Annotated in this window: 21 protein-coding genes and 2 pseudogenes; 11 read left to right on the forward strand and 12 right to left on the reverse strand. The window is 32.0% G+C overall.

Features of this window, described 5'->3' with window-relative positions; genetic code table 11:
- The first annotated feature begins 38 nt into the window (after positions 1 to 38).
- The 3 genes from FNL83_RS10690 (at position 39) to vraX (ending at position 2,948) form a co-directional block, all read left to right on the forward strand.
- Positions 39 to 1,019, forward strand: a complete 981-nt coding sequence (locus FNL83_RS10690) for a choloylglycine hydrolase family protein (RefSeq protein WP_002438731.1) — start codon at positions 39 to 41, stop codon at positions 1,017 to 1,019.
- Positions 1,020 to 1,122: 103 nt separating this feature from the next.
- Positions 1,123 to 1,953, forward strand: coding sequence for a bifunctional hydroxymethylpyrimidine kinase/phosphomethylpyrimidine kinase (gene thiD, locus FNL83_RS10695; RefSeq protein WP_002458379.1), 831 nt, complete (start codon positions 1,123 to 1,125; stop codon positions 1,951 to 1,953).
- A gap of 815 nt (positions 1,954 to 2,768) precedes the next feature.
- Positions 2,769 to 2,948 carry a C1q-binding complement inhibitor VraX gene (gene vraX / locus FNL83_RS10700; protein WP_002438726.1) on the forward strand — a complete coding sequence of 60 codons (180 nt, stop codon included), beginning with the start codon at positions 2,769 to 2,771 and terminating at the stop codon, positions 2,946 to 2,948.
- A gap of 283 nt (positions 2,949 to 3,231) precedes the next feature.
- Here vraX and FNL83_RS10705 read toward each other — a convergent pair whose 3' ends face one another.
- The 8 genes from FNL83_RS10705 to nagB form a co-directional block, all read right to left on the reverse strand.
- Positions 3,232 to 3,492, reverse strand: coding sequence for a hypothetical protein (locus FNL83_RS10705; RefSeq protein WP_001832117.1), 261 nt, complete (start codon positions 3,490 to 3,492; stop codon positions 3,232 to 3,234).
- Positions 3,493 to 3,495: 3 nt separating this feature from the next.
- Positions 3,496 to 3,858 carry a protein VraC gene (locus FNL83_RS10710; protein WP_001832023.1) on the reverse strand — a complete coding sequence of 121 codons (363 nt, stop codon included), beginning with the start codon at positions 3,856 to 3,858 and terminating at the stop codon, positions 3,496 to 3,498.
- Positions 3,824 to 4,972 (reverse strand): acetyl-CoA C-acyltransferase, encoded by a 1,149-nt coding sequence (locus FNL83_RS10715; RefSeq protein ID WP_001832124.1) that lies wholly within the window; start codon positions 4,970 to 4,972, stop codon positions 3,824 to 3,826. The genes FNL83_RS10710 and FNL83_RS10715 overlap by 35 nt, the downstream gene beginning before the upstream one ends.
- A 2-nt stretch (positions 4,973 to 4,974) precedes the next feature.
- Positions 4,975 to 6,348 carry a long-chain fatty acid--CoA ligase gene (locus FNL83_RS10720; RefSeq protein ID WP_002438725.1) on the reverse strand — a complete coding sequence of 458 codons (1,374 nt, stop codon included), beginning with the start codon at positions 6,346 to 6,348 and terminating at the stop codon, positions 4,975 to 4,977.
- Positions 6,349 to 6,453: 105 nt separating this feature from the next.
- Positions 6,454 to 7,101: an HAD family hydrolase gene (locus FNL83_RS10725; protein ID WP_002438724.1), complete on the reverse strand. Its 648-nt coding sequence runs from the start codon at positions 7,099 to 7,101 to the stop codon at positions 6,454 to 6,456.
- Between the two features lie 121 nt (positions 7,102 to 7,222).
- Positions 7,223 to 7,771 (reverse strand): 6-phospho-3-hexuloisomerase, encoded by a 549-nt coding sequence (hxlB, locus tag FNL83_RS10730; RefSeq protein ID WP_002456012.1) that lies wholly within the window; start codon positions 7,769 to 7,771, stop codon positions 7,223 to 7,225.
- A gap of 1 nt (position 7,772) precedes the next feature.
- Positions 7,773 to 8,405: a 3-hexulose-6-phosphate synthase gene (gene hxlA, locus FNL83_RS10735; protein ID WP_001832167.1), complete on the reverse strand. Its 633-nt coding sequence runs from the start codon at positions 8,403 to 8,405 to the stop codon at positions 7,773 to 7,775.
- 108 nt (positions 8,406 to 8,513) lie between these two features.
- On the reverse strand, positions 8,514 to 9,245 hold the full coding sequence (gene nagB / locus FNL83_RS10740; RefSeq protein WP_001832077.1) for a glucosamine-6-phosphate deaminase: 732 nt from the start codon (positions 9,243 to 9,245) through the stop codon (positions 8,514 to 8,516).
- 284 nt (positions 9,246 to 9,529) lie between these two features.
- Between nagB and FNL83_RS10745 the strand changes: the two genes are divergently transcribed.
- From FNL83_RS10745 to FNL83_RS10780, 6 genes and pseudogenes are all read left to right on the forward strand, one after another.
- The gene (locus tag FNL83_RS10745) at positions 9,530 to 9,892 is read left to right on the forward strand and encodes a YojF family protein (protein ID WP_002438722.1); all 363 of its coding nucleotides are present in this window, start codon (positions 9,530 to 9,532) and stop codon (positions 9,890 to 9,892) included.
- Positions 9,893 to 9,907: 15 nt separating this feature from the next.
- Positions 9,908 to 10,573, forward strand: a complete 666-nt coding sequence (gene bshB2, locus FNL83_RS10750) for a bacillithiol biosynthesis deacetylase BshB2 (RefSeq protein ID WP_002456851.1) — start codon at positions 9,908 to 9,910, stop codon at positions 10,571 to 10,573.
- Positions 10,574 to 10,586: 13 nt separating this feature from the next.
- On the forward strand, positions 10,587 to 11,465 hold the full coding sequence (gene folE2 / locus FNL83_RS10755) for a GTP cyclohydrolase FolE2 (RefSeq protein WP_001832035.1): 879 nt from the start codon (positions 10,587 to 10,589) through the stop codon (positions 11,463 to 11,465).
- A gap of 431 nt (positions 11,466 to 11,896) precedes the next feature.
- Positions 11,897 to 12,631 (forward strand): annotated as a pseudogene (locus FNL83_RS10770) (ArsB/NhaD family transporter); the annotation flags it as partial.
- A 2-nt stretch (positions 12,632 to 12,633) separates the two neighbouring features.
- Positions 12,634 to 12,837 (forward strand): annotated as a pseudogene (locus FNL83_RS10775) (arsenate reductase/protein-tyrosine-phosphatase family protein); the annotation flags it as partial.
- Positions 12,838 to 13,208: 371 nt separating this feature from the next.
- Positions 13,209 to 14,711, forward strand: coding sequence for a glycosyltransferase (locus FNL83_RS10780; protein ID WP_002456849.1), 1,503 nt, complete (start codon positions 13,209 to 13,211; stop codon positions 14,709 to 14,711).
- Between the two features lie 368 nt (positions 14,712 to 15,079).
- Here FNL83_RS10780 and FNL83_RS10785 read toward each other — a convergent pair whose 3' ends face one another.
- The 4 genes from FNL83_RS10785 to tadA form a co-directional block, all read right to left on the reverse strand.
- Positions 15,080 to 18,430: an SdrD B-like domain-containing protein gene (locus FNL83_RS10785; protein ID WP_002487864.1), complete on the reverse strand. Its 3,351-nt coding sequence runs from the start codon at positions 18,428 to 18,430 to the stop codon at positions 15,080 to 15,082.
- Between the two features lie 443 nt (positions 18,431 to 18,873).
- Positions 18,874 to 19,440, reverse strand: coding sequence for an NADPH-dependent FMN reductase (locus tag FNL83_RS10790; RefSeq protein WP_001832301.1), 567 nt, complete (start codon positions 19,438 to 19,440; stop codon positions 18,874 to 18,876).
- Between the two features lie 4 nt (positions 19,441 to 19,444).
- A complete protein-coding gene (locus tag FNL83_RS10795; RefSeq protein ID WP_002469110.1) occupies positions 19,445 to 20,323 on the reverse strand; it encodes a Cof-type HAD-IIB family hydrolase in 879 nt (292 codons plus the stop codon).
- A gap of 167 nt (positions 20,324 to 20,490) precedes the next feature.
- The gene (tadA, locus tag FNL83_RS10805; RefSeq protein ID WP_001832295.1) at positions 20,491 to 20,997 is read right to left on the reverse strand and encodes a tRNA adenosine(34) deaminase TadA; all 507 of its coding nucleotides are present in this window, start codon (positions 20,995 to 20,997) and stop codon (positions 20,491 to 20,493) included.
- Positions 20,998 to 21,063: 66 nt separating this feature from the next.
- Between tadA and FNL83_RS10810 the strand changes: the two genes are divergently transcribed.
- Entirely contained in the window at positions 21,064 to 21,681 is a 618-nt protein-coding gene (locus FNL83_RS10810; protein ID WP_001832278.1) for a deoxynucleoside kinase, read from the forward strand.
- On the forward strand, positions 21,674 to 22,336 hold the full coding sequence (locus FNL83_RS10815) for a deoxynucleoside kinase (protein ID WP_001832291.1): 663 nt from the start codon (positions 21,674 to 21,676) through the stop codon (positions 22,334 to 22,336). Before FNL83_RS10810 ends, FNL83_RS10815 begins: the two co-directional genes overlap by 8 nt.
- Positions 22,337 to 22,465: the final 129 nt, after the last annotated feature.

Here is a 22,465-nt window from a genome sequence, read left to right on the forward strand (position 1 = left end):
TTAATATAGATAAATTTCAGTAGTTTGGAGTGTTATATATGTGTACTGCCATTTCTTTATATACAAAACAACGTTACCATTATTTAGCTAGAACAATGGACTTTGCATTTGAATTTAATGGTATCCCAACCATTGTTCCACGCCATTATCACTACCAATTTGATCTAGATTCAGACATGCGTCTTGAATATGGTTTTGTTGGAACAAATTTAAAAGTAGGACGTTATAGATTTGGTGATGGTATAAACGAAAAAGGTTTAGCTATTTCGAACCATTACTTCACTGGTGAAGCCTCATACAGTACCCATAAACGTTATGGTTATTTTAACTTAGCACCTGAGGAGTTTATTGTTTGGGTTTTAGGTTTTAATAAAAGTATTAGCGAATTAAAACAAAAGGTTAAGAAAATCAATATTATGAATGAAAAAAATACGACTTTGAATATCGTTCCTCCTTTACATTTCATGGTCACTGATGAAACAGGACATACCGTAGCCATAGAACCTCACAATGGCTTATTAATAGTTAAAGATAATTATGTTCATACCTTAACAAATGAACCTAAATTAGATTGGCATCTATCTAACTTAAGAAATTACGCTTTTTTAACGCCACAGAAATCAACCAATCAATTAATAGGTAAAGTGCTAGTAAGATCAATGGGCTGTGAAGCAGGAACAAATGGCTTACCGGGTGGTTATACGTCAACAGATCGTTTTATACGCGCTACATATTTAAGACACCAACTACGCTGTTCCCATAATGAAGATGAAAATTTAATGAATTGTTTTAAAGTTCTAGAATCAGTCAGTATCCCTCAAGGTGCAGTTATCGATGCCAATAAAATACATTACACACAATATCAATTAGTGATGGAAAGTAAAGAAAGAAGTTATTATATTAAGCCTTACTTTAGCAATCAAATTTTCAAAATAAAATTAACTGAAGACCTTTTAAGTAAGAATGAGATGACATTCTTACCTATTAATCACGAATTAAAGATAACATCAATACAATAGCTAAGTATGATGATTGATTTGCATTTTAAAATTATAATAATTTAGCGTACGCGATAAACATGATATGATAAAGACACTAGAAATTAATGGGAGTGAATGAATGATGGCTTTAAAAAAAGTATTAACGATAGCTGGTTCAGATACAAGTGCTGGTGCCGGTATGCAAGCAGATCTTAAAACGTTCCAAGAACTTGATGTATATGGAATGGTCGCTTTAACATCTATTGTAACAATGGATAAAGAAACATGGTCCCATGATGTAACACCTATTGATATGAATGTTTTCGAAAAACAACTTGAAACTGCAATATCAATTGGACCTGATGCTATTAAAACAGGAATGTTAGGGACACAAGACATTATTAAACGTGCCGGAGATGTTTTTGTTGAATCTGGTGCAGACTATTTTGTAGTTGATCCAGTAATGGTTTGTAAAGGAGAAGACGAAGTACTTAACCCAGGAAACACAGAAGCAATGATTCAATATTTACTACCTAAAGCTACAGTTGTTACCCCGAATTTATTCGAAGCAGGTCAACTCTCTGGTTTAGGAAAATTAACATCAATTGAGGATATGAAAAAAGCTGCTCAAGTGATTTATGACAAAGGCACACCTCATGTCATTATTAAAGGTGGTAAAGCACTCGATCAAGATAAATCTTATGACTTGTACTATGATGGCCAACAATTTTATCAATTAACTACTGACATGTTCCAACAAAGTTATAATCATGGTGCAGGATGCACATTTGCTGCTGCCACAACAGCTTATCTTGCGAACGGTAAATCTCCAAAAGAAGCAATCATTGCTGCTAAAGCATTTGTAGCTTCAGCAATCAAAAATGGTTGGAAAATGAATGACTTTGTAGGACCTGTTGATCATGGTGCATATAACCGTATTGAACAGATTAACGTTGAAGTCACTGAGGTTTAAAATACGATATATATAAATACTAGTACATTTTACCCCTCATCTATAGTCTCATTTAATTCCTACAAACATTGTAATTATAATTAAATCAATATCTATATAGATGTGGAAAGCCTGGAACAAAAAGTTCCAAAATAAGTAAATAAAGACAATTTCTATTGAAATAATATAGGAATTGTCTTTTTTATAATTTTTTTGATGATTTTCAGCTCGTTGAGCTATTACTTTTCTTATATTAAGCCACGAGGATGTCTGAATTCATCGAATTCAGTATCGTGAATTGTTTCTACAATATCATGTACATATCGTGAAATATCATTCGCGGGGATAAGTACTGAAGTTTCTATTGGTAGAGTATGTTAAGTCATATTATAATCTTTATACATAAGACACCTCGTTAATTTAGTTTAGTGGTATTTATTAAATTATACGAAAGCACCTTATTTTTCAAAGTATTTTAATATAAAATTACATATAAACACAAAGTATTTTGGCGAGACTCTTGAGGGAACAGGACAAGCTGAAGACTACAGGCTGAAGCTGTCACCTAAGAAAGCGAGCCAACAATACGAATTATTTTAAATAAAGATGCCAATAAATGAATTTATGAAAATCCATTTACTGGCTATTTTGCTAGGAATTATGTCTCAGCGTCTCTTCTCTTTCCTTTCAATCCATAATAAATATTGTATACATATAAAGTCTTAGAAAGTAATCAGTTTATCGTCGTATGTAAATTTGATACTACAGACCCATGATTTCTTATGATTTATCTTTTATTATTTAAAGTGTAGAGAGGCAAGGGAGGTATAAACAACATGATTATCTACAGAAGAAATATAGAAAATGGAACACCCATTTATGAAATCATAACTAAAACTTTCAAGACAATTACTATAAAGTGTGATGAAACTTTTAATAAGTATGAAATCTATCAATTGCTCTCTCTACTAGAGAATGACGTTGACAACATGCCGACAAGTTACTCATATCGTTAACGTTATTCTAGACAACTAGACATTGCATCAAACCTAATTGAGATTTAGCACTTTTGTCTTTCCAGTCCCAAATAAAATGAGTTTTAAAGCATTTAGTCCCTTAATACGTTTAGGTTTAAAGACATTCTATCATCCCTAAATTAACACTCACCTTAACAAGTGAGAAACGCTAATGTTAGCCAAAACTTGTCCCCTTTTGTAGCTCGGAGAGAACCTTTGAGCATTGCTAACATTGGCGTTTTTAATTATTTAATTTAAAAAAAGATTATTATTTTTATCATTCTCAACTTCTAGTAATTGTTAGTTTGGTATCATCATATGTTTTAAAAACTACAATTTCATCATTTTCTTTTATTAAAAATTGTACTTCTTCATCTATATTTATAGGTTTTAAGTACTTAATTTTGTAATTCATCCAATTCACATTAAGTTCAGAAAATACTTTTTCACATATGAGTTGTCCTGGTACAATGGAACGATGGATCGGATTCTCATCATTAACTATAGTTAAATATTCATTCACCATTTCTATTGTAAATTTCATAATTTATCTTACCTCGATAAATATTTGTTTTATATACATACAATGTTTTTTATCTTTATTGATTTCGAGTCCATATGTATATTTAATGATATTTTTAATTAATTTTTGTGAAACCTTATGCAATGTCGCTTCATACGTACAATCGACTTGAAGTTGATGTTGTGTCTTAATGTGTGTCTCTTTTAATATGATAGGCTTCTTTGAAAAAGATTGAAATAACTCAAATTGTGGCCATAACTTGGCACACATAAGAGTAGGAACATAATGGTCATACTTTATATTAAGCAATTCGCAATAATTTTGAACTTCTTCATTTGTAAATTGAACTTCTCTAATTTCCATACCATCTTTCAAATAAAGCTGCATTTCCTATCCCTCCACCTATTCCCATAGTTGCTATAGTTCTAAATTGATGTTTCATATAAAATAAACGTGTGACTAACGCTGCTCCACTTGCACCATATGGATGCCCTGTAGCAATTGCTCCTCCCCAACAATTCAACTTATTCAAAGGAATGTTAAGCTGTTGTTGGCTCGCAATAACTTGAGAGCTAAATGCTTCATTTAATTCTACTGCATTTATATCATTTATAGTTAATCGTTCTTGAGCTAATAATTGATTTACTGCTGGCACTGGACCTACTCCTAAATACTGTGGTTGAACACCTACAGTTGCACTATTCACAAACTTAATCCCTTCTGTGAATCCTAATTGACGTGCCCGATTTTCTTCCATAACAATCAGTAATACTGCACCATCATTTTTCTTACAACTATTTCCTACTGTGACTGTTCCTTCATTTAAAAGTGGTTTAAGTCTGCCAAGTGTTCTGAGAGTAAGTTGAGGTTTAATACTTTCATCTTGATTAAAATATTCACCTTTCACTTTGAACGGTAAAATTTCTTGGGAAATATTACCGTTATTCATATTTTTTGATGCCAACTGATGACTGCGATACGCAAAGTCATCTTGTTCATTTCTACTGATATGATATTTCTTCGCTACATTTTCGGCTGCTTCAATCATTGAAGGGTCTTCTCCTTCTCTTGCAAAAGGCGCCCGTTCAAAAAATTGTGGAAACTCAGATTCATAAACTGACTGCGGACGTTTGATTTTCCAAGGTGCTCTACTGGTACTCTCAACACCACCTGCAATATATATTGTTCCAGCACCACTTTGTACCATCCTACAGGCTTGTATAACGGCTTCAAGACCTGAGCCACATTGACGATCAATTGTTATACCAGGTATTTTAAAATCTAATCCCGCTTCAAGTAATGATTTTCTAGCTAAATTCCCCCCATTACCTACCGTATTACCTAAAATGACGTCATCCAAAAGAGACATTACTTTTGGATACTGATCTGTAAAATGATTAAATAAAGGTTCTAGTAATGATTCAGGTTCTAAATGCCTCAATCGGCCACCATACTTACCGAAAGCTATACGTTTTGCTGCAATAATAACAGGTTGTTTCATTTTTATAACTCTCCATTAATAAATTTATTTTTCATCTCTTTTCTAGCAATCTTTCCTGATTCTGTATAAATCATATGGTCAATTTTCTTTAATTTTGATGGAACTTCTTGTCTTGAAAGATGTTTCATTAAAAAAGATTTAATTTGTCGGTAATTCAATTGTACTTTACCTGAATAAAGCAATATCGCTATTTCTCCAAATTTAGCATGTGGTATACCAATGACAAGGGCCTCATCAATGCCTTCAATATCCATAATTAAGCTTTCAATAGCTGTTGGATATACATTAATCCCCCCAACTATAATACGATCACTCTCTCTACCTACTAAAAACAAATGTTGATTTTTAATATAAGCGAAGTCGCCTGTTTTAATCCATGCCCCCTCTTGATTGCTTTGTCCAACATAACCACTAAACACCATTTCACTTCTAACGGCTAATAATCCTACTGCATCATCATCTTGATTTAATAATCGTGTCTCGACATGAGGGAAAAGTTTACCAACAGAATTAGCAGGAGATGATTGGTTAAAATTGTAGCTTATAAAACTTGCTTCAGATGTCCCAAAAAATTCTATTAAATTTGCTTGTGGATATAAATTTCTGATTTGTTGAAACTGTTGCAATGTAAGTTTAGCACCACTACTCAAAATACTTTTAATCGATGAACAATGTCGTTGAGTTGAAATAAGTTGTTGTACCATCGTTGGCACTACAAATATTGCTGTCGTTTTGTTCAATTGATTAATAAGACGCATAAGAGATAGTGGATTAAAATTTTTTTGACCTATAAATGTTTTTCCAGTACTTAATGCATAAATACATGCGTACAATGAAAGTGAATGTGATAAAGGACCCGGTGCTACAATGGTTTCTTCACAATGCTGGAGTAATTTCTCATTTTCCTTAAAAGAAACTATCCAAGAATGTTCATTTCTATAAAACGCTTTGGGTAAACCTGTAGTTCCTGACGTGAAACCTATATGTATAACATTACGTGGGATAACCTCATCATTATAAATTGAGTTATCATGATTTGAGGTAAGATGATTATCTTTAATTAACCATTGTATGTCATAACTTTTTACAAGTTGATGTATCCTTTCATTACTCCATTGATGATTAAAAATGCAAGGAATTCCACCTCTTTGATGTACCGCAAAATAGTTAATAATATTATTTACAGGATGTTCATCCATTAGACCTACTTTTTTGTTTAATTTTACTTCTTTATAGCGCATACTAGCCTGATAAATTTCTTTACTTAATTCTCCATACGTTAGATGTCGATCTTCAAACACTAAAGCTAATCGATGCGGGTATTGATTAATATAATGCTGTAAATATTCCATTATTTTTTTCATCTTCATCACCATTTGTAAACACTTTATATAATTATGTTTACATTATACTTGCTTCATAGTTTTAAAAAAAGAGTAGGATAAAATTCCTCATGAATTATCATCCTACCATTGAAAATATTATAAAATTGTTAAAAATTCTTCTGGATCATTAACAATATAATGAGGATTTTCATGCAACAATTCGTGTGCAGATTGTGCTCCCCATGTGACAGCGCATGTTTGCACATGAGCTTGATTCGCACTCTTGATATTCTGTGCTGTGTCCCCTATATACACGGTTTTACCTATCATTAAATGATGTTTCTGTATCAAATTTTGAATCGTTTCACAAAGAAGTTTGTCTTCATTTTTAATACAGACACCTAATGAATCAGTTATAAAACGGCTTAATCCGAGATAATCTAAATACTTTTGAGTTGTTAGTATTTCTTTATTAGACACTACAAATATTTTTTTCTTTTGGTTATGTAAAAATTTTAATGCTTCACTTATTCCGGTATATTCTTTTGATTGATGTATTTCATCGTTGCTAAAACAATGATTGTATTCATCTATTAATTTTTCTATTTGATAAAAAGACAGTTCATGTGAAGCTAGCGCTTTAAAATTGTTATATAAATTTAAATGATATGTATGTAAAATAGCTTGTTCTGTAGGTTCATCTAAATTTAATCTTTTAAAAGCGCTTTGCGTAGCTTTGACGTGACATGTTGTTGTATCAATTAGCGTTCCATCAAAATCAAAAATATAACTATCAAAATTCATGATGTTCACCTCATAGTTAAAGTTATATTATAAATATACACTTAAAGGAGTAATGTTGCACCATTTATTAAAAAAGCACCTTTGTCTAATCATAGACAAAAGTGCTCATCTCTCATTCTAGTTATTCTAAATTAGCATGATTCTCTTGCATTGTTTTTTCACTAATGTGAAATGCATCCATTAAAGGTAATACAACACTATCTAAGAATATAAGTGAAGCCTGTTCAAATAAACTACCAAGTGGTTGTTTCGAACCCTCAACATCATGTTTAGTACCTGCAGGCAATTCAACAACCGTCTCTGCAAGATTACCGATTGGCGATTCCGCATTTGTAGTTAATAAGACAATTTTTGCACCCTCAGATTGTGCTTTTTCAGCTAATAATCTTAAATGTTCTGTAGAACCTGAACCTGAAATAATAATAAACAAATCATGTTCTTTAATTGAAGGTGTTGTTGACTCACCTACAACGTAGGCATTTTTACCTAATTGATTTAAGCGCATTGCAAAACTATTAGCAACAAAACCTGAACGACCTTTACCAGCTGTAAATATGCGATCTGCACCTATAACATCATTAGCAAAACGTTCATACTCTGTATTATCTACTTGAGATAAAGTAGAATCTAACTCTTCAAGAATAAGACGATAATTATTAAATTCACTCATCTTATTTACCTTCAATAGCTGCTCTACATTGTTTTGCTGCTTCTACAGGATCGTCAGCATTCGCAATACCGCCACCAACAATAACTAAATCTGGATCTTCAGCAACAATATCTTTGATAGTATCTGGTTTAATACCACCTGCTACTGCAACCTTAGAGTTTTTGATAACAGATTTAACTGTACGCAAGCTGTCTAATGGAGATTTTCCTTCAGCTTGTAAGTCGTAACCTGTATGAACTGCGATATAGTCTGCACCCATCTCATCTAGTTCTTTAGCACGTTGTTCTAAGTTTTGCACTGCTATCATATCAACAAGCAATGCTTTTCCATGTTTATGCGCTTCTTCAACTGCTGCTTTAATTGAAGCATCTTCAGCAACACCTAAAATTGTAACAATATCTGCACCATATTTTACTGCTTGGCTCACTTCGTAATCTGCTGCATCCATAATTTTCAAGTCAGCTAATACTTTAGCATTATTAATATTTTCATTTAAATGTTGAACTGCAGGTAACCCTTCATTAATTACAATTGGCGTACCAATTTCAACAATATCTACATATTCTTCAACTTTTTGAGCTAATTTTGCTGCTTCTTCTTTATTTAATAAATCAATGGCTAATTGTAGTTCCAATGAAATTCATCCTTTCGTTTTGGGAAATTCTCTTTTGCTTATAGTTGTATACCCTTCGCTAAACTTATTAAACATATAAAATATTTTGTATATAAAACAACTATATAATTATAAACAATCTGGCGCTGCTTCATCGTCTACATAAACTTCAACATTAGGGTGTGTGTGTAAAATGGTCGCAGGTACATCTTCGGTAACCTGTTCATTTAACAGTTTACTTATAGCCTCTTTTTTCTTTGGACCAAATGCGAGTAGGATAATCCTTTTTGCTTTTAAAATACTTTTTACCCCCATTGAAACTGCTTGTCTAGGAACATCCTTTTCATTGTCAAAAAATCGACTATTTGCTTTTATGGTGCTTTCTGTTAAGTTCACCACATGTGTTTCACTATTGAAGTCAGTCCCTGGTTCATTAAAACCAATGTGACCATTTTCTCCAATTCCTAAAATTTGAATATCGATTGGCCCTCTTTCATCTAATAAATTGTTATATCGTTCCGCTTCTGCTTCTAGATTTTCTGATAAGCCATCAGGAATATGAATGTGATTTTTAACAAAATGAGGATATTGCTCAAATAGCACTTTATTCATGTAGGTATGGTAACTTTGTTGATGACTTGCTTTTAAACCTACATATTCATCTAAATTAAATGTTTCAACCTGCGACACATCAACTTTATTTTTGATTAATAAATTTACTAAGTAATGATATACGTCAGTCATAGTTCCACCAGTTGCTAAACCGAGTTTGGCATGAGGGTGCTGCTGTATTTGTTTAAACAACTCGCATGCTACATAAAATGACGCAAGATTTTTTGAATCTAAATTAATAATTTTCAATATCAAACACCTCTAATTTCAATATCACAATGATTGATGACTAACGCCTTACTCTTTTATATCTCTTAAATTATACTGTAACAAATGATTAAGATTTTAAACATATTAACGCTCTATATGTAATATTCAACGTTATTTCTTGAATTTTTCCTAATTAAATCGAGCATTCGTGTACAAATATACATAGCTTTCTAGTAAAATAGATAGATAAACGAGTTTGCTGGTAAATAATATGTTTATCGGTAGTCCGTCACTGACATATTGTTTAGTTTAAGGGAGTGAACGTGTTGGAACCAATTAAAGAACAAGAAGTGCTAGATTTATTAACTTCTTACTCAAATCAGCCTGTTTACCTACACGTTGAAACAACAAATGGTGCTTATGCAAATCATTTCGATCAACGCGTATTTAACGCTGGAACATTTTTAAGAAATATTGTCGTGACTTTTGAACATGCACAACTTAAAGGCGGCGACAAAGATCCATATCGTGTAGGTCTTAAATTAAAAGATGGTGGCTGGGTTTACGTGCAAGGACTTACGCACTATGAAGTTAATGAGAATAACGAATTTTTAATTGCAGGTTTTAATTATGAAGGACAATTGGCTGCTACAATAGAAATAAGTAAACAGCCATTTACTATATAAAGGAGGTTGCCAATCATGACTGATGAAAGACACGTACTTGTGATTTTCCCCCATCCTGATGATGAAACTTTTTCGTCTGCTGGAACTATCGCAAGTTATATTGAAAAAGGTATTCCCGTCACATATGCATGTCTTACCCTAGGACAAATGGGACGTAATCTAGGTAACCCTCCTTTTGCAACAAGAGAATCTTTACCATTTATACGTGAACGTGAGTTAGAAGAAGCATGCAAAGCAATTGGGATTACAGATTTAAGGAAAATGGGGTTAAGAGATAAAACTGTTGAATTTGAACCTTACGATCAAATGGATCAAATGATTCAATCACTTATTGACGAAACAAATCCATCATTAATTATTTCGTTCTATCCTAAATTTGCAGTTCACCCTGATCACGAGGCAACTGCAGAAGCTGTAGTACGTACAGTTGGACGCATGCATGAATCAGATCGACCCCGTCTTACACTTGTAGCGTTTAGCAATGATGCATCAGAAATTCTTGGAGAACCTGATATTCAAAATGACATATCTCAATATAGTGATATAAAACTTAAAGCTTTTGAAGCACATGCTTCACAAACAGGACCATTTTTAAAACAACTTGCTAGTCCCGAAATAGATGGTCAAGCACAAAGTTTCTTAAAAATAGAGCCATTTTGGACATATCACTTTGAATCTTAAATGGAGGTAAAACATGACAGAATTTGACTTATCCACTAGAGAGGGTCGTTGGAAACATTTCGGTTCTGTTGACCCTGTCAAAGGTACGAAACCAACTACTAAAAATGAAATGACCGATTTACAAAGTACTCATAAAAATTTCTTATTTGAAATAGAGGAAGTAGGCATTAAAAATTTAACTTATCCAGTTTTAATTGATCAGTACCAAACAGCTGGTTTATTTAGTTTTTCAACGAGTTTAAATAAAAATGAAAAAGGCATTAATATGAGTCGCATATTAGAAAGCGTTGAAAAACATTATGATAATGGCATTGAACTTGAATTTAACACACTACATCAATTGTTGCGTACTCTACAAGATAAAATGAATCAAAATGCTGCAGGTGTTGATGTGTCAGGTAAATGGTTCTTTGATCGTTATAGTCCTGTGACTAATATTAAAGCTGTAGGCCACGCAGATGTTACTTATGGTTTGGCTATTGAAAATCATACCGTTACACGCAAAGAATTAACTATTCAAGCCAAAGTAACAACACTATGTCCTTGCTCAAAAGAAATTAGTGAATATTCCGCACATAATCAACGTGGTATCGTTACAGTTAAAGCATATTTAGATAAAAATAATGATGTCATCGATGATTATAAAGATAAAATTTTAGACGCTATGGAAGCCAACGCTAGTTCTATCTTATATCCAATCTTAAAACGTCCTGATGAAAAACGAGTAACAGAACGCGCTTATGAAAATCCACGATTTGTTGAAGATTTAATTCGACTAATTGCAGCTGACTTAGTTGAATTTGACTGGATTGAAGGGTTCGATATTGAATGTCGTAATGAAGAGTCTATCCACCAGCATGATGCTTTCGCACGTCTGAAATATCGCAAATAAAACATTGAATTTCAACTACAATGCCAGTTGTATTTTTAGTTTATAAGATGCAACTGGCAATTTTTTAGCATCATCAATATCGATGATACATAATGTAACACAAAAGAAACTCACCCCATGCTAAACATTCAATGTTGAATTTATTAAAGGTCGTTACGAATCTAAATAAATCAGAAATTCTAGATTTAATTTATTGTAGTGTATTTATGCACTTGTAATTTACATACATATTATAACGTTTACAACCAACTTTAAGTCATCAGATTAAAGTATTTATTAATCACACATACGTGTTTACTAACAAATGAACTTCAAACAAATGCATCAATTCAATTATAGGTTACCTGAGCTATTGACAAACTATTTACATTTAATACATTCGACTAGTGAACCAAGAATGTGTCATGCTATGAAGAAAGGTGAAATTCATGATTACTGTATTAGTCATTACTATATTTTTTATTACAGTAACTTTAATAATTTGGCAACCAAAAGGATTAGATATAGGGATTTCTGCAGTCATCGGCGCGCTTTTAGCTATCGTTACTGGAGTAGTGAGTGTCTCAGATATATTAGAAGTGACAAGTATAGTTTAAAATGCCACACTTACCTTTGTCGCAGTTATCCTTATTTCATTAATCCTTGATGAAATAGGATTTTTTGAGTGGTCTGCCATACATATGGTTAAAGCATCACAAGGACATGGATTAAAAATGTTTGTGTTTATCATGATATTAGGTGCAATTATTGCAGCATTTTTTGCTAATGATGGAGCAACCTTAATTTTGACGCCTATCGCTTTAGCGATGATAAGAAATTTAGGTTTCAATAAAAAGCTAGTGTTTCCTTTTATTATAGCTTGTGGGTTTATCGTATATTCCACATCATTACCACTTGTTGTAAGTAATTTGGTTAACATTGTATCAGCAGATTACTTTGGTATTGAATTTGTTGAATATTTAAAGCGTATGTTTATACCTAATTTATTTTCTCTATTAGCTAGTATCTTAATATTATGGTTTTACTTTAGAAAATCCATCCCTAAAACATTTGATATATCAAGTATTTTTGAACCTAAAAATGCTATACGAGACACACGATTATTTAAAATTTCATGGATTATTTTAGCTTTATTACTTATAGGTTACTTAGTGAGTGAGTTCATCCCCTAATAAACAATGACATTTTAATAGAGTCTGATATAGTTGTCACATTGTGTAGTGATGCAGATGCAAACTGTCCAGTTTTACCTAAAAACGTCACTAAAGAACATTGGGGATTTGATGATCCTGCTGGTAAAGATTGGTCAGAATTTCAACGTGTAAGAGATGAGATTAAAACAACGATAGAAACATTTGCTCATAGAGAGTAACTTAACTCAAAACTTAAAACTCACTATTATTTATACTTTTTAACAAATTTAACAACATACTTGGCTATAATACTGATGAGTGAAACTACAAGAACAGAAATATACTAAGTGGAGTAACCATGACAAACAATTAAAAACCGTTTATCGTGGGTGCTATCACAATAGTTGTATTCATAAACAATAAAGTTTATTATAAGCTCGTTTGTAAGTGACTCGTTATTTTAAATTTTTTGATTATAAAGAGGTAAATATTGTTAGTAGTATGTATTTTCGTGTGAATTATTTTTAAATGTTTATTAGTTCTATTAATATTATAAGTTTTTATTATGTTACAATGTTTGTAAAATAAACTTAATTATATGAGGTAAATTATGTACTATTTTGTAGGTAATAACATCGGTCATAAAACTGCTGGTATAGAAAAAGCAATGATTAATCGGTTAAACCTATTTAAAGCATATCATTATCAAGCTAAAATTTTATTACTAGCATGGAATCGCTATTTAACTCAAACAGCATCGCAATATATTAATAGCGAAGATTATGTAAACATGTATGATTATTTTCAAGAAGCAAGTAACGTAACATCAGTGTTCAGTAAAAATTGGCTTCATTACTGGAGAAATGAATGTGGTTATACTATAAAACCGGTTTCTGAGACAAATGACGTTCGGATATATGATCAACAACAATTTATAATGTATGCGCATTTTGCTGATGAAGCTTATCAAAAAATTGATTACATTAATTATTTTGACACATCTAGAAGAAAAATAAAAAGAGAGTTATACGATACACGCGGATTTTTAAGTTGTGTTAGAGTCTTATCAACGGACCAAAAAATACAAGCGGAGTACTATCTTTCTCCTCAAGGAAACGTGAAAATTGAAAAGTATTATGATATTAATTCAAATCATCCCTATGAGGCAAAAAAGATTATATTAAATCATTTAGGTAAAACGCACTTTTTAAACAATGAAACTGAGCTAGGTGCTTTTTTTATTGAAACAATATATCAAAATAGTGACTTATTCTTTAGCGATCGTAACCTTGTTACATCACATATATTTAACATAGTTGCATCTTACATCCCTGTTATTGCAGTGTTACATAGCACTCATGTTAAAGACGTTACTGATTTAGCGCATTCACCAATCAAAAATGTTTATAAAGGGGTTTTTGAACATTTACAAAGGTATAAAGCCATCATTGTTTCAACCCAACAACAAAAAGCTGACGTAATTGAGAGAATCAGTGGAGTTATTCCAGTATATGCTATTCCAGTTGGCTATTCATCTATCGATATGAAAGATTACTCTAATGAAAATAAATATGTTTCACCTAAGAAAATTATTTCTGTCGCAAGATACTCACCTGAAAAGCAATTGATACAACAAATCGAACTTATTAATAAGCTTAAAGATTCATTTCCAAATATCGAACTACATATGTATGGTTTTGGTAAAGAAGAACAACATTTAAAAGAACGAATTCAAGAATTAGGATTAGAAAAGCACGTAATATTAAGAGGTTTTTTAAAAGATTTAACTGATGAATATCAAGATGCATATCTAAATTTAATAACAAGTAATATGGAAGGCTTTTCCTTAGCATTATTAGAATGTGAGTCACATGGTGTACCTTCTATCAGTTATGATATTCAATATGGTCCAGGTGAATTGATACAGGATGGTAAGAATGGATATTTAGTAGAAAAGAATAATCAACACATGCTATTTGAAAAAGTAAAATTATTGCTCAACAACCCTCAACTTCAACAGTCTTTTTCTCACCATTGTATTGAAACTGCACAAAAGTATTCTCGAACACAAATCATGTTACTGTGGAAAAATTTACTTCAACATTTTAACTAAAGCATAAAAATATAAGTCGTCAAATTTTGCTATGAAGTCATTTATCATTAAATGGTTTCATAGTATTTTTTTGTATTAAATAAAAGAATTTTTATTAATTCAATAAAAAGGAACCATGAATTCATTTAAAATTCACGGTTCCTCTATTAAATCATTGTCAGATTGTGAGTTGTATATGTTTCTCTAAAAATCATACATTTAAGTCATTTTTAATAGAAATGACCTTGTTTGCATCATCTTTTTCACAAGATATGATAAACGTGAAAGTTATATTATAGTTTTAATCAACATCTTACATTTGTTGGACTAAATCTACTTTCTATTCAAATCTCATATCTGCTTCTTTCTACAAATTTCATTTGAACATTTTAATTTTTATTTTTTCTATTTTTGCGACGTTTCCCTAATAATAACGCTCCTAAACCTGCAAACAGAGTTCCAAGTAACGTGCCTTTAGAGCCATAATCTTCATTAGCTCCTGTATCAGGTAATTTATCTTTTGTACTCTTATCTGAGCTATTGCCTAAATCTGAGTCGTTGTCTGAGTCTGAATCATTATCGGAATCCGAATCACTGCCTGAGTCTGAATCACTATCGGAATCTGAATCACTGTCTGAGTCTGAATCACTATCAGAATCTGAGTCGCTGTCTGAGTCTGAATCACTATCGGAATCTGAGTCGCTGTCTGAGTCTGAATCACTATCGGAATCCGAATCACTGTCTGAGTCTGAATCACTATCAGAATCTGAGTCACTATCCGAGTCTGAGTCGCTATCGGAGTCTGAATCACTATCGGAATCTGAATCACTGTCTGAGTCTGAATCACTATCAGAATCTGAGTCGCTGTCTGAGTCTGAATCACTATCGGAATCTGAGTCGCTGTCTGAGTCTGAATCACTATCGGAATCTGAGTCGCTGTCTGAATCTGAATCACTGTCTGAGTCTGAATCACTATCAGAATCTGAGTCGCTGTCTGAGTCTGAATCACTATCGGAATCTGAGTCGCTGTCTGAATCTGAATCACTGTCTGAGTCTGAGTCGCTGTCTGAATCCGAGTCGCTATCAGAATCCGAGTCGCTGTCTGAATCCGAGTCGCTATCGGAATCCGAGTCGCTGTCTGAATCTGAATCACTGTCTGAATCCGAGTCGCTGTCTGAATCTGAGTCGCTGTCTGAATCCGAGTCGCTATCGGAGTCTGAATCACTATCGGAATCTGAGTCGCTGTCTGAGTCACTATCGGAATCCGATTCGTCATCATAGTATCCGTTGTCTATACTAAAGTCATCATGATCAGTAATTGTTACATGAACTTCTTCCCCATCAGCATCCTGTTCGTCATCATCACCAGAATCTGTTGTTGTTTGAGTCATACCTGAAGGTTTATCAAAATGAACAATATAATTACCACTATTTAAATTATCAAATTGATACTTTCCATTTTCATCGGTTGTAGTTGTACTAATGATATTTCCGTTTTCATCTTTTAACGTCACTTTAACTCCAGAGATTCCTTTTTCATCATCACCTTGAATACCATCTTTATTAGTGTCATACCATACATAGTTCCCTAAGCTGTATTTAGGTGTTTGATAAAATCCACTATCAATCGTCATATCGTCTTGTCCATTAATAGTTACCCATACAGAATTACCTTCTGAGTCTAGTGCAGGATTTGTTCCTGAATGTTTAAGCGTCGGCGTATATCCTTCAGGTGTTTCGAATGTAATTTTATAAGTCAATCCGTTTTTCAATCCATCAAATTGATATTTCCCATCTTCATCTGTTCTGACTGATTTTGAAGTTCCATCAGGATACGTCAAAGTTACCAATACATTACTAAGCGGTTTTTCATTATCATTTGTATTTTGAATACCATCTTTATCTACATCTTCCCATACGTAATCTCCGATTTTATAAGTTTTTTCAGGAGGCAAGTCACCTTGTCCTTGACCTGAACTTGTAGAGAAAGCAATTGTATTATCATAGGATGCTGTTCTAAACTCACCAGTATACTCATTTATAGTCGTCTGCATTGTCACAGTTTGCTGTATAGTCGTGTAATCATCCTTATTAGGGTCATATTTACTAATAACTTTAATAATATATGGTGAATCTATATTACCAAAATTAATATTCACATCATTATTATTTCCTAATTGGGCATAATCATCATTTGTGACATCTTCATATTCACTGTAATCATAAATTCTGTTACTATCTGGTAAATTTTGATTATCTCCAACCTTATAAACTTTAATTATTGTGCTATCGTCTATAATTGTTGAACCTTCATCACCATTCCCTGAAATATTTACATTTGTTTCCTTGGCTGAATAACGAAGAGGGTTAATATAAATCGTTTGCTCAACTGTATGATTTTTCGTATCTATGTTTGTAAACATACTTTGAAGGTTAGCAGTCCGATTTTCGTTAGGTCTTTGATATTCAACCGTAATTGTTTTATTTACTGATGAAAGGGCCGTTTTATATTCTACATCTAACTTGGTATTATTATTTGGAACCTTTGATTTATCAATGTATGACGTTAATTTAAGGTGTGCTTTAATATTTTCATACTTATCTACATAATCTGTAAAAGTATAGGTGATTTGTTTATTTTTGTTATCATAAGTACCTGTAGCGATGATTTCTCCAGAATTATCTTTTATTTTTGGTATTGTAAAGCTATCGGTTAAATCTGATGGAACTGTATTCTTATCTATATCCACTGTCATCGTATCACCAGATTTCACCTTATCATCTACTTCAAAAGTTACATCATAGATTAAGTTTTCAGCATCATGTGCTTTAATAACACCTTCACTATCATCATATCCTTCAGTAATACTTTGATCAGTAACTTTAATTAAATGGTTAACATTCGAACCTTGTTCCGCCGCTAATTGATTTACGGTTACACGTTTAATCGATGGTTGGGCAGATGTTGTAGATAATGGTCTAGCCTTATTTTCATATTCATTTATTGGTAAATTTAATAACTCATCTTGATTTGAAATTTTTTCATCTATATTTGTATAGCCAGACGGCTGACTTGTTGTTGAATCTTCTTTTACTTTATTAGGTTGCTCTATAGTATTCTCTTCTTTACCAGATTCAGTGTTACTCTCTTTTATTTTAGAGTTAGCAAAATCTGATACGTGTGAATCTTCTACATTATCACTTGTTTGAACAGATTCTTCTCTATTTATTGTTGTGTGAGATGGTTGTTGGGCAGTATCAATTGATGAATTTGAGGATTCGACTGATGAGGGTTCTTTTACCTCTTCTTCTGTAAGATGAGTATTATCTTGAGGGGACTTTTGTAAAAATGTTGCTTCGTTTTCATCTACATTTGTTGTTGACTCTGTTCTATCTTCTGAGCTTTTTTCTATACCATCGTTGTTATTCGTTTCTTCTTTTTTATTTATTTGGTTATTATCATCAGAGTTTATTGACTGATTATTATTAATTACATCATTCTCTTCTTCATCACTAGACTGATCATTACTATCTGATAATTCATCATCCGTATTCGAATCTTTAAAGTCTTGTACTGAATTCTCCTCGGCTTTGGCCTCATTATGACCTAAACCAAACAATAATGTTGCACCTATTACAATAGATGCTGTACCTACTGTGAATTTTCTAATTGCATATTTATTGGATTTATTTGTTATAGGTTTCTTTTTAGTTAGTAAATTATTTTTTTTATTAATCATAAAAACTCCTTATCTTTGACTATTTCAATGTAATTTTCATGTAAAAATCATTTCTAGAGTAAAATACAATATATTATATAAGTATTTTTTGCAATATTTTTTAAACATGTTAACAAACATTTAATAAATAGTTAATTAATTTGCTCAGCATTTCTTAAAATTCTAATAACATGAACAATTAAAATTATTATTATATTCATCAAACAAATCGTCACCAAACTATTTCAAATAAAAAAATATAAATAACCGCTGTATTTCATATTAGTATTATGTACGTCTCTGTCACAGTGTTTTATGGAATATTTTAAAGGCAAATCTCAAGAATAATGTATATGTTTTATTAAGGTGATAAATATATAAAGACTCCCTCTAATGTTTACTAAAAACATCAAAGGGAGCTAATTTAATGATATTGCTTGATAAAAACAAATCATAAAATATGATTATTTTAAGTGTTCATATGGACTATTTGTTACGAAGGATACAATTTGATCAACAAACAATTTTGAACGTAGTTGAAATTCATTATCTTCTAAGTATAAGGTACCATCTTCTAATTTAGCATAATCAGAATCATGTGTAGCAATTTGCGTTGGTACAGCAATACCAAGTAAACTACGTACGATGACTCTCAAGTGTGATAATGGCTCAGAACTTACTATTCCTCCACTATTGCAAATGAGTCCCACGGGTTTCATTTTGAAATGGTCCATATTAAGGTGGTCAAGTGCATTTTTAAGAATACCTGAAAACGATCCATGATAATTTGGCGTTCCTAAAATTAAGAAATCTGCTTCCATTGCTTTATTTTGTAAAGATTTGACATTGTTTTTAATTTCATCAACTGCTTGTGTTGTACCAGCAAAATCCAATTGATGAATGGGTTTCTCAGCTAGGTCAAAGATTTCCACCTCAACATCATGTTCGCCGAGTTGACCTTTTAAATATTTTGATAAAGCGTTCGTATGAGACCCTACTTGAGCACTCCCTATAATAATTAAACCTTTCATTATTTTACACCTCTAAATTATTTTCTTCTTTTAATATTTTCATGATTGCTTTTCCAACTCCACTATTTTCATTGGTGTCTGTGACATATTTAGCAATATGTTTAACTTCATCTGTAGCATTATTCATTGCTACTGGATAACCTACACGTTCTAGCATTGAAATATCATTTAAATTATCTCCTATTGCTACCACATCTGTTAAATCTATACCTAATTGATGAGCAATAGCTGATAAGGCAATGCCTTTTTGAGCGTCTGAATGAGTGATTTCTAGGTTACCTCTTGATGATGAGGATACTGCTAAATTTGGTGATGATGCTAACTCCTGACCTACTTGGTCGATTTTACTTAAATCTGCATCAAAAGCTAACACCTTCATAATAAGTTCTCCAGGAATATCTTCAATTGAATCATAATTTTCTACAACTTTTAAAGTACCGTTATCTATGCGTTTTTGTATATTATTTCGTATCTTGGCTACATCTGCTTTTTGACCCGCACGTTCTGCAATATCTATATAGATTGCTAAATCACGTTTAGGATCTTCTGTATATATGCCACGATTTGTGTAAATTTGATAATAAATATGATTATTTTTAAGTGCTGTCGTAATTTTGTGTACTAAATCATGATTAAGATGTGATGTACTCATTATGTTAAATGATTCCTCACGAACTTCTGCACCATTCAAACATATGTAAGGGACTTTTAAATCTGTTTCAGCAACAGGTGTTTGTGCCTCGTAAAACGCTCTACCAGTTGCAATAACTACTGTAATGCCGTTCGCTTGCGCAAATTTTATAGCTTCTTGATTCATAGTGGTGATTTCATGACCAGCGTTAAGTAATGTTCCATCCATATCCGTTGCTATTAGCTTTATCATTAGTTGACCTCGTTTCCACTTATTTTAAAGTGATGCTATATGAATTTTTTAAATTAATTTAAAATTTATGTGTGTAGCATATGTCTTAACTTCATTATTATTATATGTTATCACACAATCTTTAACGATTTACTAGACTTCAAAAATACGTTTATTTATGTACGACATCATTTTAACAAATTTATATCCTTTTGTATCTTCCCCTGTTTTTCTGCTTTTTTCTTTTCACGTATTTCCTTAAAAAAACTTCTCAATAGTTCTGCACACTCTTCTTCTAAAATTCCTTTTTCTACGGTTGCCCTATGATTAAACTGGGGTTGTTCTAATAAATTCATAAGACTTCCCGAACAACCTCCCTTGGGATCAGTAGCACCATACACAACCTTTGGAATACGGCTCATAATAATAGTGCCCGCACACATAACACAGGGCTCTAATGTAACATACAACGTACATTCTTCTAATCTCCAACTGCCGACAACTTCTGAAGCCCGTTCTATCGCTATGTGCTCTGCGTGGGCGGTAGGTTGCTGCAATGTTTCCCTTAAATTATGTGCACGTGCAATGACTTGACCCTCTTTAACAATAACTGCTCCGATTGGAACTTCTCCTAATGCTTTGGCTTTGTGTGCTTCATTAATTGCTAAGCGCATGTAATCATGATTTTTTTTCATATGTGTTGGAATACCTCACTTATGGTACAATACTCATTGTCTATCTTAACATTTGGAGAAGTGATTATGAATAAACCATTTATTGCAATCGAAGGACCTATAGGTGTTGGTAAATCCTCTCTTGCTCACCGATTAAGCAAGACGTTTGGTTTTTATGAAGAGAAAGAAATTGTTGATGAAAATCCATTTCTATCTGATTTTTATGATGATATAGAAAAATGGAGTTTTCAAACTGAAATGTTCTTTTTATGTAACAGATATAAACAGATTAGAGATATTGAGTCGCTAAATCAAGGTATAGTTAGCGATTATCATATTCATAAAAATAAAATTTTTGCTAAAAATACTTTAGATGCTAAAGAATTTGATAAATTCAGTCGTATTTTTGATATTTTAACTGAAGATATCGAAATGCCAAATACAATTATCTTTTTAGATGCTGATTTAAATGTATTAAAATCAAGAATTGCACAACGTAATCGTAGCTTTGAATCTCATATAGAAGATGACTATTTACTTACTTTAAAAAAAGATTATCTTGCTTATTATGAATCATTAAAGAATGACGGTGCAAATGTCATTCGAATTGATACGTCACAACAAGATTTCGTTAAAAATGATTACGATTACCAAAATATTTTAAATTTAGTAAAACCTATGATTGGAGAAAATAAAGATGAATAATTATGGTATTCCTCAAAATGCAGTAATAACCATTGCTGGTACTGTAGGGGTTGGTAAATCTACGTTAACACAAGCACTTGCTGATAAGTTAAATTTTAAAACTTCCTTTGAGAATGTAGACCATAATCCTTATTTAGATAAATTTTATCATAATTTTGAACGTTGGAGCTTTCATCTTCAAATTTACTTTCTTGCTGAACGTTTTAAGGAACAAAAACGCATGTTTGAGTATGGTGGAGGTTTCGTTCAAGATCGTTCAATTTATGAGGATGTAGATATTTTTGCAAAAATGCATGAAGAACAAGGAACAATGAGTGCTGACGACTATCACACGTATTACGAATTATTTAATGCAATGGTCATGACACCTTATTTTCCAAAGCCTGATGTTCTAATTTATCTAGAATGTGATTATGATGAAGTAATTGATCGTATTCAACAGCGTGGACGTGACATGGAAATCAATACAGATCCAGAATATTGGAGAAAACTATTTAAACGGTATGAAAATTGGATTAACAATTTTAATGCATGTCCTGTTGTTCGACTTAATATTAATGAATATGACATACACGAAGATTTAGACTCCCTTGATCCAGTCATTGATAAAATTGCTCAAGTTATTAAAGCATACCGACAAGTGGATACAAGATAATATATCCAATTGTAGAAAATTAGAGCTTATATTTGTATACTTTCACAAGCTATTTCATATACTTTTTACTTCAATATTAAAATAACAGATATAGCTATTATTAAGAATGTTGACAATATTTTATAAAAA

This window comes from Staphylococcus epidermidis (genome assembly GCF_006742205.1).
Taxonomy (GTDB): Bacteria; Bacillota; Bacilli; order Staphylococcales; family Staphylococcaceae; genus Staphylococcus; species Staphylococcus epidermidis.

Bases quoted from the DNA above. Each gene is read 5' to 3' on its own strand.
- FNL83_RS10710 (WP_001832023.1), bottom strand. From the start codon at position 3,858: ATGCAGCTTTATTTGAAAGATGGTATGGAAATTAGAGAAGTTCAATTT.
- bshB2 (WP_002456851.1), top strand. From the start codon at position 9,908: ATGACTGATGAAAGACACGTACTTGTGATTTTCCCCCATCCTGATGAT.
- hxlB (WP_002456012.1), bottom strand. From the start codon at position 7,771: ATGAGTGAATTTAATAATTATCGTCTTATTCTTGAAGAGTTAGATTCT.
- FNL83_RS10815 (WP_001832291.1), top strand. From the start codon at position 21,674: ATGAATAATTATGGTATTCCTCAAAATGCAGTAATAACCATTGCTGGT.
- FNL83_RS10720 (WP_002438725.1), bottom strand. From the start codon at position 6,348: ATGGTGATGAAGATGAAAAAAATAATGGAATATTTACAGCATTATATT.
- vraX (WP_002438726.1), top strand. From the start codon at position 2,769: ATGATTATCTACAGAAGAAATATAGAAAATGGAACACCCATTTATGAA.
- FNL83_RS10705 (WP_001832117.1), bottom strand. From the start codon at position 3,492: ATGAAATTTACAATAGAAATGGTGAATGAATATTTAACTATAGTTAAT.
- FNL83_RS10780 (WP_002456849.1), top strand. From the start codon at position 13,209: ATGTACTATTTTGTAGGTAATAACATCGGTCATAAAACTGCTGGTATA.
- FNL83_RS10690 (WP_002438731.1), top strand. From the start codon at position 39: ATGTGTACTGCCATTTCTTTATATACAAAACAACGTTACCATTATTTA.
- folE2 (WP_001832035.1), top strand. From the start codon at position 10,587: ATGACAGAATTTGACTTATCCACTAGAGAGGGTCGTTGGAAACATTTC.
- FNL83_RS10795 (WP_002469110.1), bottom strand. From the start codon at position 20,323: ATGATAAAGCTAATAGCAACGGATATGGATGGAACATTACTTAACGCT.
- FNL83_RS10725 (WP_002438724.1), bottom strand. From the start codon at position 7,101: ATGAATTTTGATAGTTATATTTTTGATTTTGATGGAACGCTAATTGAT.
- thiD (WP_002458379.1), top strand. From the start codon at position 1,123: ATGGCTTTAAAAAAAGTATTAACGATAGCTGGTTCAGATACAAGTGCT.
- FNL83_RS10790 (WP_001832301.1), bottom strand. From the start codon at position 19,440: ATGAAAGGTTTAATTATTATAGGGAGTGCTCAAGTAGGGTCTCATACG.
- tadA (WP_001832295.1), bottom strand. From the start codon at position 20,997: ATGAAAAAAAATCATGATTACATGCGCTTAGCAATTAATGAAGCACAC.
- FNL83_RS10785 (WP_002487864.1), bottom strand. From the start codon at position 18,430: ATGATTAATAAAAAAAATAATTTACTAACTAAAAAGAAACCTATAACA.
- FNL83_RS10715 (WP_001832124.1), bottom strand. From the start codon at position 4,972: ATGAAACAACCTGTTATTATTGCAGCAAAACGTATAGCTTTCGGTAAG.
- FNL83_RS10810 (WP_001832278.1), top strand. From the start codon at position 21,064: ATGAATAAACCATTTATTGCAATCGAAGGACCTATAGGTGTTGGTAAA.